The following is a 15,808-nucleotide window of genomic DNA, read 5'->3' as shown; positions in this document are numbered from 1 at the left end:
TCGAGAAACGCCGCGGCTTGGTCCGCGGCGTTTTTGTTTGGCAATTGGAGACAAGGCAAGACTTCCCTCGTCCCCGACGCCCAGCTATCGCCCGACCGCTGATCCTCGGACACGGCCGAGAATGATGGCTCAACGTCTGCGGGAAAAACGGTGAACGGCTCTATCCGCCGTATTCGATTTTTATGATTCAGCTTTCAGCCGCGCATTGCAGAGGCTGTAGTAACCGCCGCCCTTCTGGATCCAGCGAAGGCCGTTCAACGTACCCGCCTCCTTGTTGTCGTGGTAACCCTGCAGGCAGGTCTTCATCCGGGCCTTCGCGGGTTTTTCGGTCTTGAACTCGGCGGCGAGGATAGTCGGGAATGTCACACCCGCCGGCGCTACAGTGGGGGCGACCGCCGCACTGGTTTCCTTTTTCTGCTGCTCCTCGGTTTTGACCGTATCCGCGCTGACACTCTCCGCGGCGGACGTCGCGCATTTCTCCTTGCGGAAAGCGGCCCAGTCCATGCCGTTCAGAGTGCCGCCTTCCTTGGCTGTCCGATAGGTCTCGCCGCATTCCTTCATCGTTAGTGCGCTTGCAGGCGTGGCATTCCAAGAGACCAATGCCGTCACAGCCAACGCCGCCAATTTCAAACTGAACATAAGACCCTCCTGATTGATAATAAGTTCGATGTCTTTTTGTATACTGTTTGTTCCCTATATGTTCAACAAGAATCTTTGCAAACTACCGATAGGCCTAGTGGTGGGAGTGTGGGCGAATCGATGATGCCGACAAGTCCCGCGATATGCAGATGCGGGCAAGGCCGCGGCGTTTTCGCGCGCAACAAAAGGCCCGCGCATCTTGCGATGCGCGGGCCTTTTCTCTTCGAATAATTAGGCGATCAGCTCTTCAGCTTGGCATTGCACAGGCTATAGAAGCCGCCGCCCTTCTGGATCCACTTCAGGCCGTTCAGCGTGTTGGCATCCTTGTTGGCGTAGTACTGCTCGAGGCAGGTATGCATGCGGCCCTTGGCCGGGGTCTCGGTGGCGAATTTCGGCGAAATCGCCTTCGGGAAGCTCACGCCCTTCGGCGCGGCGACGCTCGGCTTGGCCGGTTCGCTGGTGTAGGTCGCTTCCGTCGGAGCCGGCACGGTGTCGTCATCGTCGGCGCCGGCGCCGCACTCGGCCTTGCGGAAGTCGTTCCACTTCATGCCCTTCAGCGTGCCGCCAGCTTTTGCAGCCTGGTATTTGGCGCTGCATTCCTTGGAGCTCAGGCCCTTGGCCGCGTCGTCGGTAGTGGCGGCGGCCGCCTTCGTCTTCTTGGCAGGCTTGGTGTCGGCGGCCTTCGTATCGGTCGCCGCCTTGGCATCAGTGGCGGCCTTGGTGTCGGTCGCGGCGGAAGCGTCGCTGCCGCACTGCGCCTTGCGGAACTGGTTCCAGGTCTGGCCGGAAAGCGTTCCCGCATCCTTGGCCGCGTTATACTTGGTGCTGCACTCGGCCATGGTCAGCGCGTTGGCCGGCGCCGCCAGGAACAAGGTTGCGACGGCGATCCCCGTCAAAGCTGCAAGTCTATGAATAAGCATGGCGTTTTCTCCCTTGCTGCCGCCAATAAGTGTCCCTATGCCAAATCAATAACGCTCAATGTCCGGTTGCGCCAGATGCTTCCGGCACGGGCGCCGTCACAAAGTGTGTTGCTCCCGATAAGGTGATGAATTGCTTGCCGGTTCGCTGCTACGCCGCCGAGGTTCTCCGTGCGAATGCATGACGAAAAGCTGCCCCCTGGCAGGCATACTAGCCCCACAGCGAGAAGATGTGTTAGGCCCTAGGATCATTTGCATCGCCCGCGACAATGATTTTCTAAGGATTGGTAATATATAATCATGAAATTTGATGATCGGATGCGGCCCAATTGTGGCAATACGGGCGGCTGAAAAACCGACGGGGACTGTAAGGCACATGGCAGGTCAGTATTTCGGCACCGACGGTATCCGCGGACGCGCCAACAAATTTCCGATGACGGCCGAGGTCGCCATGCGCGTCGGCATGGCCGCCGGACTCTCCTTCCAGCGCGGCAATCACCGTCATCGCGTCGTGCTCGGCAAGGACACGCGGCTTTCCGGCTACATGATCGAGAACGCCATGGTTGCGGGCCTGTGCGCCGCCGGCATGGACGTGTTCCTGCTCGGCCCCATACCGACGCCCGCCGTCGCCATGCTGGTGCGGTCGCTGCGCGCCGACATCGGCGTGATGATCTCGGCCTCGCACAATCCTTACTACGACAACGGCATCAAGCTCTTCGGTCCCGACGGCTACAAGCTTTCCGACGAGATCGAGGAACGCATCGAAGGCATGCTCGACAAGGACATCGAGCTGGCGCTTGCCGATTCCGATGGGCTCGGCCGCGCCAAGCGCGTCGACGGCGTGCATGACCGCTATATCGAATTCGCCAAGCGCACGCTGCCGCGCTCGATGTCGCTTTCGGGCCTGAGGATCGTCGTCGACTGCGCGAACGGCGCGTCCTACAAGGTGGCGCCCGAGGCGCTGTGGGAACTCGGCGCCGAGGTGGTGGCGATCAATGTCGAGCCGAACGGCTTCAACATCAACAAGGAATGCGGCTCGACCCATCCGGCCGGCCTGCAGAAGAAGGTGCACGAGGTGCGCGCCGACATCGGCATCGCGCTCGACGGCGACGCCGACCGCGTCGTCATCGTCGACGAGAACGGAGCGATCGTCGACGGCGACCAGATCATGGCGCTGATCGCCGAATCCTGGCACCAGAGCGGACGGCTGGCCGGCGGCGGCGTCGTCTCCACCGTGATGTCCAATCTCGGCCTGGAACGCTTCCTCGGCGACATGAAGCTGCAGCTGCACCGGACCAAGGTCGGCGACCGCTATGTGGTCGAGCACATGCGCGCGCACGGCTTGAATGTCGGCGGCGAGCAATCCGGCCACATCGTGCTTTCCGATTTCTCGACCACCGGCGACGGCCTGGTCTCGGCGTTGCAGGTACTGGCCTGCATCAAGCGGCAGAACCGCCCGGTCAGCGAGCTGTCGAAGAAGTTCGAGCCGGTACCGCAGCTCTTGAAGAATGTGCGCATCTCCGGCGGCAAGCCGCTGGAGGAAGCGCCGGTCAAGGCGGCGATCGAGGAAGGACGCAACCGGCTCGGCACGTCCGGCCGCCTCGTCATCCGGCCCTCCGGCACCGAGCCGCTCATCCGCGTCATGGCCGAGGGCGACGATCCGCAACTGGTCGAAGCGGTCGTCAACGACATCGTCGGCATCCTTCAGGACACCCGCAGCGCCGCCTGATCCCGTCGCCGGCGTTACGCAACGTCTTCAAGCCCGCCGCAAGGCGGGCTTTTTCGTTGCCGGACGGGCCGTCGGACAACGGCGTTCCATCTAAAATTGTATAGATTCGTGGTTAATCAGTACGGTTAAACGGCTTTTAACCTTTGCAATTCATTATCCAAACCCGAGGTCAATCAACTTCGGGCGATGTCGTCCCGAGGCTTCTTAGGGGTGACAGAATGTTCAAGACAGCAAGAATGGCATTGCTTGCCGCGCTGTTCGCGGGCTTGGCCGGACCGCTCTTCGCGGCCGACCTCCCCGAACCGCAAATCGAAGAGGCGCCGCCTCCGGTCGTCGAACAGCAGCCGATCGATGTCGGCGGCTGGTATATCCGCGGCGACATCGACTATCACAAGTCGACCGTGCGCGGCATCGACTACATGACTTACGCCATCGTTCCGGGCCCCTGCGGGGTTGGGTGCGCGGTCGAACCGGGCAGCAAGAGTTTCGATTTCGGCAAGCTGAAGGGCGGCTTCTCGCTCGGTGGCGGTGTCGGCTACAAGATCAACGACTACTTCCGCACGGACGTGACCGCCGATTACTGGTTCAGCTCGAACTTCAACGGCCAGACCTCTGATCTCGTCTCGACCTCGACCGAAGTGTCGAAGATGAGCGCGCTGCTGCTGTTGGCCAATGCCTATGTCGATATCGGCACCTGGCATGGCATCACGCCCTATGTCGGCGCCGGCATCGGCGGCGCTCACGTCAAGTGGGACACGGTCCACGATCCGAACACCACCGAGACCAATCCGGGCTCCTCCAACTGGCGCTTTGCCTACGCTCTCATGGCCGGCGCTTCCTACTGCCTGACCGACAAGGTGATCCTCGACGCCGGCTACCGCTTCAGCCACATCCAGGGCGGCCGCATGTTCGACTGGGATGCGAGCAGCGCCGGACCGGGCTTCGATCGCGGCATCAACACCCACGAGGTGCGCGGCGGCCTGCGCTACCAGTTCGGCGGCAACAATGGCTGCGCCGCGCCGGTGGCCTACCAGCCGGAACCGGAACCGATCTACACCAAGTAATTGCCTTCATTATCCCGAAATTCGTCAGCCGCCCGGCGCCAGCCGGGCGGTTTTCATTTATGCGGCGTCGGTAAATATCGATCGAAATCAATTCGGTAACCGGCTGTTATCCTTAACCGCCACTTAACCACTATGGTTAACAATGGCTCCTTGAAACGGCGCCCGCGTTCGCGGCTGCGCCAATCTCGGGAGCCGGGGACCATGACATCCAGATCGCGTATCGCGTCAGCGCTTGCCGCAACCATCCTGTTGCCGATGACGCCGGCGCTGGCGGCGGACTACGATCCGCCGGTCTATGCCGACCAGGCGCCGGACTACCAGCCGGTCGAGGTCGGCTCGGGCTGGTACCTGCGCGGCGATGTCTCCTATCTGGCGCAGAAGAGCTTCAAAAACGGGGATTTCACCTTCCCGTCGACGATCGCCAGCGAAAACTTCGGCGAGAGCGAGGACGCCTATTTCGCGAGCGTCGGCTTCGGGTATCATTTCAACGACTATCTCCGCGCCGATCTCAACCTTGGCTACCTGCCCGGCAACAAAGCCAGCTTCAGCTATGATGACACAGCGACCGTGGTAGGGCCGGCAACGGCGACCGTGGGAGACGGAAGCCTCAAGAACTATGCCTTCTCAGGCATATTGAACGGCTATGTCGACCTTGGAACATATGTCGGCGTCACGCCCTATATCGGCGCAGGTGTCGGCATCGTTCAAAGCAAATACAGCCTTTCGGCGAACTATTTCACCGACAACGGCGATGCAAGCGACGACTTCTCTCAGCGCAGCAGCAAAACAAAATATTCGCTGGCATACACATTGAACGCCGGCCTTGCCTACCAGGTCTCCAAGAATGTCCTGATCGATCTCGGCTATCAGTATTTCTCCGCGCCGGATGCCGAATATGTGACCGCCGGAAGCCTGAATTCCTTCCCTGTCCACAAAGGCATCAGCAACCATCAGATCAAGCTTGGCCTGCGTTACGATCTCTGGTGAGCCACGCAGGCTGAGAGGTTTCCACGGCGGATCCTGAGGGGCCCGCCGTTTTCGTTTCGGATCGAGCACCAGTCATAGGGAATATCCTGACAGCGACAAAAACTTTGTTCTTGACGCCGAAGGTCTAAGCGCATATCGCCGTCCGTGGGCCACCCCTCCCCAACGAGGGGCCACTATCTGGAAGGATAGACCACGATGACGACGCTTACCAAGCCCGGACTCCGTCCGGCAAACCCCAATTTCTCTTCAGGTCCCTGCGCAAAACGCCCCGGCTGGTCGGTCGAGGCGCTCAAAGCCGCCGCGCTCGGACGCTCCCATCGCGCCAAGATCGGCAAGAGCAAGCTCGAGCAGGCTATCGAGCTGACGCGCGAAATTCTCAAGGTTCCAGCGAACTACCGCATCGGCATCGTGCCGGCGTCGGACACCGGCGCGGTCGAGATGGCGCTGTGGTCGCTGCTCGGCGAGCGCGGCGTCGACATGGTCGCCTGGGAGAGCTTCGGCTCCGGCTGGGTGACCGATGTCGTCAAGCAGCTCAAGCTCGCCGACATGCGCAAGTTCGAGGCCGGCTACGGCCAGTTGCCCGACCTGACGCAGGTCGACTTCGACCGCGACGTCGTCTTCACCTGGAACGGCACGACCTCGGGCGTGCGCGTGCCGAACGGTGATTTCATTCCCGCAAACCGCAAGGGCCTGACCATCTGCGACGCGACCTCGGCCGCCTTCGCGCAACGGCTCGATTTCGAAAAGCTCGATGTCGTGACCTTCTCCTGGCAGAAGGCGCTGGGCGGCGAGGGGGCGCATGGCATGCTGATCCTCAGCCCGCGTGCGGTCGAGCGGCTGGAGACTTACAAGCCGACCTGGCCGCTGCCGAAGATCTTCCGCCTGACCTCGGGCGGCAAGCTGATCGAAGGCATCTTCAAGGGCGAGACCATCAACACGCCGTCGATGCTTTGCGTCGAGGATTATCTCGACGCGCTCCGCTGGGCGAAGTCGATCGGCGGGCTCGAGGCGCTGATCGCCCGCGCGGACGCCAATGCCGCGGTGCTCGACCGGTTCGCCGGCAAGTCGGCGTGGCTCGGCCATCTCGCCGTCGATCCGGCGACGCGCTCGAACACGTCCGTGTGCCTTTCCTTCACCGACCCTGACGTGGCGGCGCTCGATGCCGACGGACAGGCGACCTTCGCCAAGGGCATCGTGTCTTCGCTCGACAAGGAAGGCGTCGCCTACGACATCGGTTCCTATCGCGATGCGCCGCCCGGCCTGCGCATCTGGTGCGGCGCCACCGTCGAGACCGCCGATCTCGAAGCGCTGCTGCCCTGGCTCGACTGGGCCTTCGCCACGCAGAAGGCGTCGCTCAAGGCAGCGGCCTGAAATCCGTGGCGGCCTCCGGCCGCCACCATTTTCCGACACATCCAATCCCCTTCAAGGAGGCCGTGATGGCGCCCCGCGTTCTCGTTTCGGATAAACTTTCCACCACCGCCGTGCAGATCTTCAAGGATCGCGGCATCGACGTCGACTACTTGCCCGATCTCGGCAAGGACAAGGAAAAGCTGCTCGAAGTGATCGGCCAGTATGACGGCCTCGCCATCCGCTCGGCGACCAAGGTCACCGAGAAGCTGATCAATGCCGCCGGCAAGCTCAAGGTCGTCGGCCGCGCCGGTATCGGCGTCGACAATGTCGATATCCCGGCCGCCAGCCGCAAGGGTATCATCGTGATGAACACGCCCTTCGGCAACTCGATCACTACCGCCGAGCACGCGGTGGCGATGATCTTCGCGCTGGCGCGACAGATACCGGAGGCCAATGCCTCGACCCATGCCGGCAAGTGGGAAAAGAACCGCTTCATGGGCGTCGAGATCACCAGCAAGACGCTGGGCGTGATCGGCTGCGGCAATATCGGCTCGATCGTCGCCACGCGCGGCGTCGGCCTGAAGATGCATGTGATCGCCTTCGATCCGTTCCTGTCGGACAGCCGCGCCGAGGAGCTCGGCGTCCAGAAGGTCGAGCTCGACGAGCTCTTCGCCCGCGCCGATTTCATCACCTTGCACACGCCGCTGACCGACAAGACGCGCAGCATCATCGATGCGGCCGCGATCGCCAAGATGAAGGACGGCGTGCGCATCATCAATTGCGCCCGCGGCGGGCTGGTCGTCGAGGCCGATCTGGTCGCGGCGCTGAAGAGCGGCAAGGTGGGCGGCGCCGGCGTCGACGTTTTCGAGGTCGAGCCGGCCGAGCAGAATGAGCTGTTCGGCATGGAGAATGTCGTGGCCACGCCGCATCTCGGCGCCTCGACCACCGAGGCGCAGGAGAATGTCGCGCTGCAGGTCGCCGAGCAGATGAGCGACTATCTGATCAAGGGTGCGGTCTCCAACGCCATCAACATGCCTTCGATCACCGCCGAGGAGGCGCCGCGGCTGAAACCCTTCGTCAAGCTTGCCGAAGTGCTCGGCGCCTTTGTCGGGCAGGTCACCGAGGATCCGATCAAGGAGGTCGAGATCCTGTTCGACGGCTCGACCGCGACGATGAATACGCGCGCGCTGGTGAGCGCTGCCCTTGCCGGCCTGATCAGGCCGCAGGTCTCGGACGTCAACATGGTGTCGGCGCCGATCATGGTGAAGGAGCGCGGCATCATCGTCGCCGAGGTCAAGCGCGACAAGTCGGGCGTATTCGACGGCTACATCAAGCTCACCGTCACGACCGAGCACAGGACACGCTCGATCGCCGGCACCTGCTTCTCCGACGGCAAGCCGCGCTTCATCCAGATCAAGGGCATCAATCTCGATGCCGAGGTCGGCCAGCACATGCTCTACACGACCAATGCCGACGCGCCGGGCATCATCGGCCTTCTCGGCACCGTGTGCGGCGAGAACGGCGTCAACATCGCCAACTTCCAGCTCGGCCGCAACCGGCCGGGCGGCGACGCGATCGCGCTGCTTTATCTCGACGCGCCCTTCCCGGAAAAAGTGCTGGAGCAGGTGCGCGCCCACAAGTCGATCGACTCGGCGAAGCGGCTTCGCTTCGACGTCGGCGGCGAGTGAACGTACTGGTCGATTGAAATCGAAACGCCCCGCCTGCGTCAGCAGCGGGGCGTTTCAATTCGTCAGGCCTTGATCGAGCTCACTTGCAGGGGAAGCCGGGCGCGATCTTGCATTGCGGCTTGTGAGGCCTTGGCGGCTTGGGCGGGCGCGGCCGGTGCGGCTTATGCGACCAGTGCGGCCTATGCGGACGGTAATGCGGCGGGCGAATGACGATTTGCGGCTGCACGATCACCGGCCGCACGACGTGGGAGCGTTCGAGATAGCTCGCGCTCGCCCAGCCATGGATACCGGCGGCGCGGATCGAGCACCAGCTGTCCTCGCAATGGTAGAGCTCGACCCTGTGGCCGGCCGGCAAGGTCGCGATCCTGGCATAATGCCCGCCCGGGCCGCTGCGGACGTTCAGCGACGTCGTGGTGTGGGCGACGGTGGCCGCCGACGCCGGTGCTGAAAGGGCGGCAAGGCCGACGAAAGCGCCGATCAGCGCCAAAAAAATCCGGAAATTCATGGTCCCCTCTCTGGTCGATGAAAATAGCAACGCGGTTGCGGCATTTGTCCGCTGAAAGTTGAGAGAGTCAATGCCGCCGCAGTCTCTGGTAGAGCGAAAATATCAATATCCTTAATGGGATAGCCGTTTCTAATGACTGCTTGGCTTATGATGCGACAGATATCATCCAGTCTGCAGCGCTGCTCTGCTGCCGCTGTATTCGGCAAGAGCAATGCCGCCGAGGACAAGCGCCAGCGCGAAAGCCTGATAGGTCTGAAACCGCTCGCCGACGATCAGCACCGAAAGCAGCGTGCCGAAGATCGGCACCAGGTTGATGAACAGGCCGGCGCGGTTGGCGCCGATCAATTCGTTACCCTTGATGTAGAGGACCTGCGAGACGACCGAAGCGCCAAGCGCCGTATAAAGCGTGAGCGCCCATCCATGCGCATCCGGCACGATGACGCGGCCGGCCACGATCTCCCAGACAAAGAAGGGCACGGATGTCAGCAGCGCGGCGATCGAAAGCGCCAGCATGAAACTCTGCCAGCGGATTAGCGGCTTGAGGCGCAGTCCCACCGAATAGAGGCTGTAGCAAAGCACCGCGACGAGCATGATGGCGTCGCCGAAATTGAGATCGAGCTTCAGCAACTGGCCGAGCTCGCCATGGCTGGCGGTCAGCGCGACGCCGACGATGGTAAGCGCGACGCCGACGATCTGCAGAGGCTGCACGCGCAGCCGGAAGAACATGAAATTGGCAAGGATGATGACGATCGGGATGGCCGCCTGCTCGATCGAAACGTTGATGGCGGTGGTGTAGTTGAGCGCCGTGTAGAAGATGACGTTGAAGATGGTGAAGCCGCAGGCGCCGAGGCCGGCAAGCAGCCGCCAGTGGCTGCGCACCTCGGGCCAATCCTCGCGCAGCGTCCGCCAGCCGACGGGCAGCAGGATCAGCACCGCCATGACCCAGCGCAGGAACACCAGCGTCATTGGCGAGACATGGCCGACGGCAAGCTTGCCCGCCACCGAATTGCCGCCCCACAAGAGCATGGTCGACAGAAGGAACAGATAGGCGGCTCGGTGCATGGAGAATCCGGCCCTGCAGGTATTCGAGGGTTCAGGCCGGCCTAGAGCGGCGGCGGCGGCAAGTAAATGATGCGAAAGCCGGAATTTGTTGTGCCTGGATCAGGCGGGACGTCACGCCGGCAGCGCCATTTGATCCGATACTTGGCTGGAACATAGTCTTTTGCGAAAGCCTGTATCCGTTTTTGGGGGATCGCGCCAAGGATGGTTTCGGCGGCAAAGAAAGGGTCGCGCCGGCCGGCGCTTGACGCTATAGAGGCTGTCGTTTCAGGCCGCCCGCGCGGCATTTCAAGGGAAAAGAACATGGCCAATGTGGTGGTCGTCGGCTCGCAGTGGGGCGACGAAGGCAAGGGCAAGATCGTCGACTGGCTGTCGGAACGGGCCGATGTGGTCGTGCGCTTCCAGGGCGGCCACAATGCCGGCCACACGCTGGTCGTCGACGGCAAGGTTTACAAGCTGTCGCTGCTGCCCTCGGGCGTGGTGCGGGAGGGCAAGCTTTCGATCATCGGCAATGGCGTGGTGTTCGATCCGCATGCCTTCGTCGCCGAAGCCAAGAAGCTCAAGGAGCAGGGCGTGGAGGTCACGCCGGAGCGCCTGAAAATAGCCGAAAACACCGCGCTTATCCTGTCGCTGCACCGGGAGTTGGACGGGTTCCGCGAAGATGCCGCCTCGAATTCCGGGACCAAGATTGGCACGACCCGCCGCGGCATCGGCCCCGCCTACGAGGACAAGGTGGGCCGGCGCGCGGTGCGGGTGATGGATTTGGCGGATTTGGAAACGCTCCCCTTGAAGGTCGACAGGCTGCTGACGCACCACAACGCGCTGCGCCGCGGGCTTGGCCATGCGGAAGCGACGCATGAGGCGATCATGCAGGAGCTGACCTCGGTGGCCGACGAGATCCTGCCTTACATGGACCGCGTCTGGAAGGTGCTCGACGACAAGCGTCGTGCCGGCGAGCGCATCCTGTTCGAGGGCGCGCAGGGTACGCTGCTCGACATCGACCACGGCACCTATCCCTTCGTCACCTCGTCCAACACCGTGGCCGGGCAGGCGGCCGCCGGCGCGGGCGTCGGCCCCGGCGTCATCGGCTATGTGCTCGGCATCACCAAGGCCTACACGACGCGCGTCGGCGAAGGGCCGTTCCCGACCGAGCAGAAGAACGAGATCGGCGAGTTCCTCGGCACGCGCGGCCACGAGTTCGGCGTCGTCACCGGCCGCAAGCGCCGCTGCGGCTGGTTCGACGCCGTGCTGGTGCGCCAGGCCGTCGCCGTCAACGGCATCAAGGGCATCGCTCTGACCAAGCTCGACGTGCTCGACGGGCTGGACGAGATCAAGGTCTGCACGGGCTACAGGCTCGACGGCGAGACGATCGATTACCTGCCGGCCAGCCAGGGCGCGCAAGCGCGCGTCGAGCCCATCTACGAGACGCTCGAAGGCTGGAAGGGAACCACGGCCGGCGCAAGGAGCTGGAACGATTTGCCGGCCCAAGCCGTCAAATATGTCCGCTATATCGAGGAGTTGATCGGCGCCCCGGTGGCACTGCTCTCCACCAGCCCCGAGCGGGACGACACGATACTTGTGACCGATCCGTTTCAAGACTAGTTTCACAGCCCTTCCCGGCGCTACGGCTGATTTGCGGCCGGGCGGGAAAAGAATGCAGGTCACCTGACGCATGGCAGATTTCGTTAGTGTTCTGAAAAAGCAGCTCGACAAGAAGGGCGATCCTTCGTTCGAGGTGCGCAAGCAGATATACGATGGTGCCCGCGCGGTGCTGGCGAAGACGCTCGCCGAGTATTCCCCGCCGCTCGCCCCCGACGTCGTCAGCAAGCAGAAGCGCTCGCTGGAGGATGCCATTTCCAGCGTCGAGCGCGACTATGTCAAACGCGCTCCGGCCGAGGATCCGCTGGCGGAGCTGGAGCATATTTTCTCCTCCATCGACCGCAACAAGAACCAGCCGAGCCATTCCCGCCAGCCGGCGGCGCCCGTGCCCGCCAAGCCGGATCCGTTCAAATCCGAACCGTTCAAGCCGGCGGCGCCCGCCAGGACGGAACCGAGTTGGCAAAGCACGCCGAAGGCGGGCCCCGCGCCGCAAAATCCTGCGGTAGCCGAGCCAGCCTGGAAGACCACGGCCAGGACGGAGCCTGGTTGGCAGACTGCGCCAAAGGCGGAGCCCGCGTGGCAGAAGGCCCCGCCACCGCAGATGCCTTCGCCGCGCGAGGACGATGTCGGCCTTGCAAGCATGGACGCCGCCGATGCCGATGACGGCAGCGACGTCTTTGCCAATGACGAGCAACCGGCGGCCGATACCTTCCAGCGTCTGCGACCACAGCGGCAGGCGCGCAAGCGCGGCTATGGCGGCTTGATCGCCGCCGTCATCGCGCTGTTGGTGCTGGCCGGCGGCGGCTACGGCATATGGCTGAACAAGAATGCGTTCGGCTCACTCTTCGGTCTTGGCGGCAGCGGCAATAAGACGGTCTCGACCGAGCCGCTGGTCAAGCCGGCCCCAGACAAGCCGGCGACCGAGACGTCGGCGGCGCCGGCCCCGGCTGCTGCCGGTGGGTCCGCGGACACGACCAAGTTCACGCAACGCTTGTCGCCCGAGGGCAAGGAGACCGATCCCGGTCCGGCCGGCGGACAGGCGACGATCGGCGAGGGTGAATCCGTCGCGGCGCTGACCTCGCGGCCGCTGGCGGCGCCAGCAACGACCCCGCCCGCCGCGGCCACGCAAACGCCCGAAGCGCCCGCGGCGGGAGCGGCACCTGCGGCCGACGCGGCCAATCCGACGCCGCCCGCGGCCGGAACCGCACCGCCGGCGGCTGATGCGGCCACGCCGCCCGCTGCCGGGACAACACCGCCAGCCGCAGCTGCGACACCGGCTGCGCCGGCGCCAGCGACAGCCGAGGCGACCGTGCCGGTCGGGCAGAAAGCGATCTTCTATGAGGAGCGCACCAGCACTCAGCAAGGCACGGCCGAGCCCGGCAGCATCGTCTGGTCGCTGGTGCAGGAATCGCCCGGCGGCGACCTGCCGCCGGAGCCGGCGATCCGCGCCGAGGCGACGATTCCCGGCAAGAATATCCAGCTGCGCATGACGATCCGGCGCAACACCGACCAGACGCTGCCGGCCAGCCACATCATCGAGATGATCTTCCTGACGCCGAAAGACTTCGACGGCGGAGGCGTCGACGGCCTTCTGCGCATCGCCATGAAGAGCTCGGAGCAGGACGCCGGCAGCCCGCTGATCGGCCTCCCGGCCAAGATCGGCGACGGCTTCTTCCTCGTCGCGCTCAACGACAACAAGGCCGACCAGGACGCCAACCTGACGCTGCTTCGGGGCCAGGACTGGATCGACGTACCGGTGGTCTACAAGACCGGACGCCGCGCGCTGCTCACCATGGAAAAGGGCATCCCGGGCGAGAAGGTGTTCGACGAGGCGCTGAAGGCCTGGGCGGCAAAGACGTCGGGTTGAGGACGGTTTCGCCGGTTTAGAAACCCTGGAACAGCATATCAAGCGCCGCGACGATCTCGTCATGGTGTCTCGCAAGACTTCCTTCTGCCGTCCGCAGTTCGGAAGCCGTCACAGCTGAAATGAATTGAGTGACCATTACATGGTCTCTGCCATCGATTCTGAAGATTGGGTTCAGCCTACGGGCCGGTAACGGTGCAATGTCGGGCGGCAGAAGCGGAACGACGACGTTGGTATCGAGGTGCTCCAGTAACCGCCGCTTCCCAGGTTCTGGTAGAAATCATAGCGGGCCATCAAAACAGCCGGTGCTTGGCCAAAGGCAGGCCGTTGCGCTTGACGTCTTCGTTCGAGCTTTCGAGCGCTTCCTTATTCTCCTCCTGCCAGCGGCGCGTCTTTTCGGCAGAAATTGCCTTCGCGATTCCCTGCTCGGCAGCACGGGACATGTTGATGCCTAATGCCTTGGCCTCCTCGATCAGTCTGGAATCAATCGAGGTGTTGACCGATTTGCGTTGTGGTTTTGTCGTTGATCGGAGCATGGCATACCTCTTTATGCGCATAGGATAAGCGCATATCTGCATGCGGGCAAACCAGTCACCCCTCCATCTCCTCGCGCAGCATTTCCAACTCCAGCCACTCTTCCTCGAGTGCTGCAAGCGTCGTGCGCTCCTTGTCGAGCGCGGCGATGGTCTTCTGGAACGAGGCCGGGTCGCGTTCGTAGAAGGCGGGGTCGGCGATGTTGTTCTCAAGCCTGGCGATCGAGGCGGTCACCGCATCGATCTTCTTCGGCAGCGAGTCCAATGCGAATTTCTGCTTGAAGGAGAGTTTCTTCGCCGGACCCTTGGGCGCGACTAGTTCGGCTTTCGGCGCAGCCTCGCCCGCCTCAGTCTTCGACCTCGCCTTGCGGTCCTCCAGCTTGGAGCCGCCGCGTTGCGCCAGCATGTCGGAATAGCCGCCGGCATATTCGATCCAGCGTGCGCTGCCGTCCGGCGCGATCACGCTGGTGACGGTGCGGTCGAGGAAATCGCGGTCGTGGCTGACCAGGATCACGGTTCCGGCAAAGCCGGCGACCAGTTCCTGAAGCAGTTCCAGCGTCTCCATATCGAGATCGTTGGTCGGCTCGTCGAGCACCAGCAGGTTCGCCGGCCGCGCCAGCACGCGCGCCAGCAACAGCCGCGCGCGCTCGCCGCCGGAAAGCTCGCGCACCGGCGTGCGCGCCTGCTCCGGCTTGAACAGGAAATCCTTCATGTAGGAGACGACGTGGCGCTGTTCGCCATTGACGACGAGGTTCTCGCCGCGGCCGTCGGTCAGGTAATGCGCCAGCGTCTCCTGCGGGTCGACCGCCTCGCGCTTCTGGTCGAGCGTCGCGATCTCCAGATTGACGCCGAGCCGTACGGTGCCGGCATCCGGCGCCAGCTCGCCGGTCAGCATCTTCAAAAGCGTCGTCTTGCCGGCGCCGTTCGGGCCGACCAGGCCGACGCGGTCGCCGCGCTGGATACGCGTCGAGAAACCCTTGACCACGGTGAGGTCGCCAAAGCTCTTGTCGATGCCCTTGGCCTCGATCACCAGCTTGCCGGATTCGGTGGCGTCGCTCGCCACCATGGTGGCGGTGCCTTCGGCGCCGCGATGGCTGCGAAAGCGCTGGCGCATCGTCTGCAACTCGCCGAGGCGGCGCATGTTGCGCTTGCGCCTGGCGGTCACGCCATAGCGCAGCCAATGCTCCTCGCGCACGATCTGGCGGCCGAGCTTGTGCTGCTCGCGCTCTTCCTCCTCCAGCACCTGGTCGCGCCATTCCTCGAAATGGGCAAAGCCCTTGTCCAGCCGCCGGGTCTGGCCGCGGTCGAGCCAGACGGTGGCGCGCGTGACGCGCTCGAGAAAGCGGCGGTCGTGCGAGATCAGGATCACCGCCGAAGAGGTGCGGGCAAGCTCTTCTTCCAGCCACTCGATCACAGAAAGATCGAGATGGTTGGTCGGCTCGTCGAGCAGCAGGATATCGGGTTCGGGCGCCATGACGCGGGCAAGGGCGGCGCGGCGCGCCTCGCCGCCGGACAAGTCGTTCGGCCGCTCCTCGCCGGTCAGCCCGAGATGTTCCATCAGATAGGTCGCGCGGTGCGGATCGTCGGCCGGGCCGAGGCCGGCCTCGACATAGGAGCGCACGTCGGCGAAGCCATCCATGTCAGGCATCTGCGGCAGGTAGCGGACCGTGGCCGAAGGCTGGCGGAACACCTCGCCGTCCTGCGGCTCTATCATGCCGGCGGCGATCTTGAGCAAGGTCGACTTGCCCGAGCCGTTGCGGCCGACCAGCGCGATCTTCTCGCCGGCGGACGCGCTGAGCGCCGCGCCGTCGAGCAGCGGCGTGCCGCCGAAGGTCAGTTTAATGCCGTCGAGATTGAGGAGTGGCGGCGCCATG

14 protein-coding genes are annotated in these 15,808 nt (G+C 63.6%); 7 read left to right on the top strand and 7 right to left on the bottom strand.

The genetic code is table 11. From position 1 onward, the window contains the following. Window positions 1-180: 180 nt before the first annotated feature. Together FJ471_RS11555 and FJ471_RS11550 are read right to left on the bottom strand one after the other, a co-directional pair. Window positions 181-639, bottom strand: coding sequence for a hypothetical protein (locus tag FJ471_RS11555; protein WP_140803282.1), 459 nt, complete (start codon window positions 637-639; stop codon window positions 181-183). A 239-nt stretch (window positions 640-878) separates the two neighbouring features. Further along, a complete protein-coding gene (locus tag FJ471_RS11550) occupies window positions 879-1,559 on the bottom strand; it encodes a hypothetical protein (RefSeq protein WP_140803281.1) in 681 nt (226 codons plus the stop codon). 373 nt (window positions 1,560-1,932) lie between these two features. On the opposite strand from FJ471_RS11550, the gene glmM reads away from it, so the two are divergent. The 5 genes from glmM to serA all read left to right on the top strand — a co-directional run bounded on the left by glmM (window position 1,933) and on the right by serA (window position 8,374). Further along, window positions 1,933-3,285: a phosphoglucosamine mutase gene (glmM, locus tag FJ471_RS11545; protein ID WP_140803280.1), complete on the top strand. Its 1,353-nt coding sequence runs from the start codon at window positions 1,933-1,935 to the stop codon at window positions 3,283-3,285. A 218-nt stretch (window positions 3,286-3,503) separates the two neighbouring features. Further along, on the top strand, window positions 3,504-4,349 hold the full coding sequence (locus FJ471_RS11540; protein WP_140803279.1) for an outer membrane protein: 846 nt from the start codon (window positions 3,504-3,506) through the stop codon (window positions 4,347-4,349). 201 nt (window positions 4,350-4,550) lie between these two features. Continuing rightward, a complete protein-coding gene (locus tag FJ471_RS11535; RefSeq protein WP_140803278.1) occupies window positions 4,551-5,336 on the top strand; it encodes an outer membrane protein in 786 nt (261 codons plus the stop codon). 195 nt (window positions 5,337-5,531) lie between these two features. Then, the gene (locus FJ471_RS11530; RefSeq protein WP_140803277.1) at window positions 5,532-6,707 is read left to right on the top strand and encodes a phosphoserine transaminase; all 1,176 of its coding nucleotides are present in this window, start codon (window positions 5,532-5,534) and stop codon (window positions 6,705-6,707) included. Between the two features lie 65 nt (window positions 6,708-6,772). Then, complete coding sequence (gene serA, locus FJ471_RS11525) at window positions 6,773-8,374, top strand: phosphoglycerate dehydrogenase (protein WP_140803276.1); 1,602 nt, start codon at window positions 6,773-6,775, stop codon at window positions 8,372-8,374. Between the two features lie 79 nt (window positions 8,375-8,453). Here the strand turns inward: serA and FJ471_RS11520 are convergent, their stop codons facing one another. Both FJ471_RS11520 and FJ471_RS11515 read right to left on the bottom strand, forming a co-directional pair. Beyond that, window positions 8,454-8,879: an SH3 domain-containing protein gene (locus tag FJ471_RS11520; RefSeq protein WP_140803275.1), complete on the bottom strand. Its 426-nt coding sequence runs from the start codon at window positions 8,877-8,879 to the stop codon at window positions 8,454-8,456. Between the two features lie 162 nt (window positions 8,880-9,041). Further along, complete coding sequence (locus FJ471_RS11515; RefSeq protein WP_140803274.1) at window positions 9,042-9,941, bottom strand: DMT family transporter; 900 nt, start codon at window positions 9,939-9,941, stop codon at window positions 9,042-9,044. Between the two features lie 300 nt (window positions 9,942-10,241). Between FJ471_RS11515 and FJ471_RS11510 the strand changes: the two genes are divergently transcribed. Beyond that, window positions 10,242-11,540 (top strand): adenylosuccinate synthase, encoded by a 1,299-nt coding sequence (locus FJ471_RS11510; RefSeq protein ID WP_140803273.1) that lies wholly within the window; start codon window positions 10,242-10,244, stop codon window positions 11,538-11,540. A gap of 70 nt (window positions 11,541-11,610) precedes the next feature. Then, the gene (locus tag FJ471_RS11505; protein ID WP_140803272.1) at window positions 11,611-13,404 is read left to right on the top strand and encodes a hypothetical protein; all 1,794 of its coding nucleotides are present in this window, start codon (window positions 11,611-11,613) and stop codon (window positions 13,402-13,404) included. 16 nt (window positions 13,405-13,420) lie between these two features. On the opposite strand, the gene FJ471_RS11500 is transcribed toward FJ471_RS11505, so the two are convergent. The 3 genes from FJ471_RS11500 to FJ471_RS11490 form a co-directional block, all read right to left on the bottom strand. Beyond that, window positions 13,421-13,603 (bottom strand): CcdB family protein, encoded by a 183-nt coding sequence (locus FJ471_RS11500; protein WP_246684693.1) that lies wholly within the window; start codon window positions 13,601-13,603, stop codon window positions 13,421-13,423. A gap of 91 nt (window positions 13,604-13,694) precedes the next feature. After that, window positions 13,695-13,937 carry a type II toxin-antitoxin system CcdA family antitoxin gene (locus tag FJ471_RS11495; protein ID WP_140803271.1) on the bottom strand — a complete coding sequence of 81 codons (243 nt, stop codon included), beginning with the start codon at window positions 13,935-13,937 and terminating at the stop codon, window positions 13,695-13,697. A 55-nt stretch (window positions 13,938-13,992) separates the two neighbouring features. After that, window positions 13,993-15,807 (bottom strand): ABC-F family ATP-binding cassette domain-containing protein, encoded by a 1,815-nt coding sequence (locus tag FJ471_RS11490; protein WP_140803270.1) that lies wholly within the window; start codon window positions 15,805-15,807, stop codon window positions 13,993-13,995. Window position 15,808 lies beyond the last annotated feature (1 nt).

Source organism: Mesorhizobium sp. B2-7-1, from assembly GCF_006440735.1.
Taxonomy (GTDB): domain Bacteria; phylum Pseudomonadota; class Alphaproteobacteria; order Rhizobiales; family Rhizobiaceae; genus Mesorhizobium.
Note: the sequence above shows the minus strand (reverse complement) of the source record. Positions and strands in the feature narration are given on the sequence as shown.

Excerpts from the sequence above, each read along its gene's own strand:
- FJ471_RS11540 (WP_140803279.1), top strand. The coding sequence starts at position 3,504 with ATGTTCAAGACAGCAAGAATGGCATTGCTTGCCGCGCTGTTCGCGGGC.
- FJ471_RS11490 (WP_140803270.1), bottom strand. The coding sequence starts at position 15,807 with ATGGCGCCGCCACTCCTCAATCTCGACGGCATTAAACTGACCTTCGGC.
- FJ471_RS11505 (WP_140803272.1), top strand. The coding sequence starts at position 11,611 with ATGGCAGATTTCGTTAGTGTTCTGAAAAAGCAGCTCGACAAGAAGGGC.
- FJ471_RS11530 (WP_140803277.1), top strand. The coding sequence starts at position 5,532 with ATGACGACGCTTACCAAGCCCGGACTCCGTCCGGCAAACCCCAATTTC.
- serA (WP_140803276.1), top strand. The coding sequence starts at position 6,773 with ATGGCGCCCCGCGTTCTCGTTTCGGATAAACTTTCCACCACCGCCGTG.
- FJ471_RS11520 (WP_140803275.1), bottom strand. The coding sequence starts at position 8,879 with ATGAATTTCCGGATTTTTTTGGCGCTGATCGGCGCTTTCGTCGGCCTT.
- FJ471_RS11515 (WP_140803274.1), bottom strand. The coding sequence starts at position 9,941 with ATGCACCGAGCCGCCTATCTGTTCCTTCTGTCGACCATGCTCTTGTGG.
- FJ471_RS11510 (WP_140803273.1), top strand. The coding sequence starts at position 10,242 with ATGGCCAATGTGGTGGTCGTCGGCTCGCAGTGGGGCGACGAAGGCAAG.
- FJ471_RS11555 (WP_140803282.1), bottom strand. The coding sequence starts at position 639 with ATGTTCAGTTTGAAATTGGCGGCGTTGGCTGTGACGGCATTGGTCTCT.
- FJ471_RS11495 (WP_140803271.1), bottom strand. The coding sequence starts at position 13,937 with ATGCTCCGATCAACGACAAAACCACAACGCAAATCGGTCAACACCTCG.
- FJ471_RS11550 (WP_140803281.1), bottom strand. The coding sequence starts at position 1,559 with ATGCTTATTCATAGACTTGCAGCTTTGACGGGGATCGCCGTCGCAACC.
- FJ471_RS11535 (WP_140803278.1), top strand. The coding sequence starts at position 4,551 with ATGACATCCAGATCGCGTATCGCGTCAGCGCTTGCCGCAACCATCCTG.
- glmM (WP_140803280.1), top strand. The coding sequence starts at position 1,933 with ATGGCAGGTCAGTATTTCGGCACCGACGGTATCCGCGGACGCGCCAAC.